The 994-nt window shown below is 47.3% G+C and carries 2 protein-coding genes; both read left to right on the top strand.

The window, feature by feature from the left end; translation table 11 throughout:
* On the top strand, positions 1-672 hold a 672-nt coding region (locus ACWHAR_RS23570; protein ID WP_452088007.1), incomplete at its 5' end, for a CDP-glycerol glycerophosphotransferase family protein.
* Positions 673-692: 20 nt separating this feature from the next.
* A partial coding sequence (locus ACWHAR_RS23565) for a DegT/DnrJ/EryC1/StrS family aminotransferase (RefSeq protein WP_452088006.1) occupies positions 693-994 on the top strand: 302 nt, incomplete at its 3' end.

The following is a 994-nucleotide window of genomic DNA, read 5'->3' as shown; positions in this document are numbered from 1 at the left end:
GAGTGGTTCATACGAAAAGGCTGTAAACCCGAGCAGATTCTCGTAACGGGACATCCCCGCTTCGATCAGATTTTTAACAGAACGCCTATGGATATGTCCATATTCTATCGAAAACTTGCTTTTCAGCCGACTAAAAAAATTGTGCTCATTGCCACTCAGCCCTTTTCAGAAGACTTTTATTCCGGTGTGCTGCAGGGGCTTTCTGATCAGAAGCAGCTGCAGATTATTATCAAACCCCACCCGTGGGAAATCGGAAAAAACAAGCTTGATCTGTATCACGAGGCGGCGAAAAAACATAAAGCATGCAGAGTCATCAAAAAGGAGCTGGAGCTTTATGATTTGCTGCCGTATGCTGATGCCGCAGTGACGCACACCTCGACAGTCGGTCTTGAAGCCATGCTGTTTCAAAAGCCTGTGCTGATCGGAAAATCGTCCGGAAATCGCTCGTATCCGTATTATGAGTCTCTTGGCGATTTTATGTTTGACCAGCCGGATGAACTAGCGCACACCTTGGTTGAAGTTCTTCGAAGTCCCGACGTGCATCAAAAAGCAGAAGAGGCGCGCCTGGCATTCATAGCGGCTAATTATCCGGTGGCAGAATCAACAAATGCTTTATTTGCGGAACTGAAAGCCAAAACAGGGGTTGATTACAGGCGGGAAGATACTGAATAAAATGATAGGAGCGCAAAGAAATGGTGCAAAAGAGAAATCATTTTCTCCCTTACTCATTGCCGTTAATCGGTAAGGAAGAAATTCAGGAGGTTACAGAAACGCTTGAATCGGGATGGCTCTCTAAAGGCCCGAAGGTTCAGCAGTTTGAAAAAGAGTTTGCCGCGTTTGTCGGGGCGAAGCACGCCGTGGCGGTAAATTCATGTACCGCAGCTTTATTTTTGGCTTTGAAAGCAAAAGGGATCGGGCCCGGGGACGAGGTCATTACCTCTCCGCTTACGTTCAGCTCGACTGCCAATACGATTATTCATACGGGAGCGACGCC

The sequence above is a fragment of the Bacillus sp. LR--39 genome (assembly GCF_053613335.1).
The sequence above is the reverse complement of the archived record's forward strand: the minus strand, read 5'-3'. Positions and strand labels throughout refer to the sequence as shown.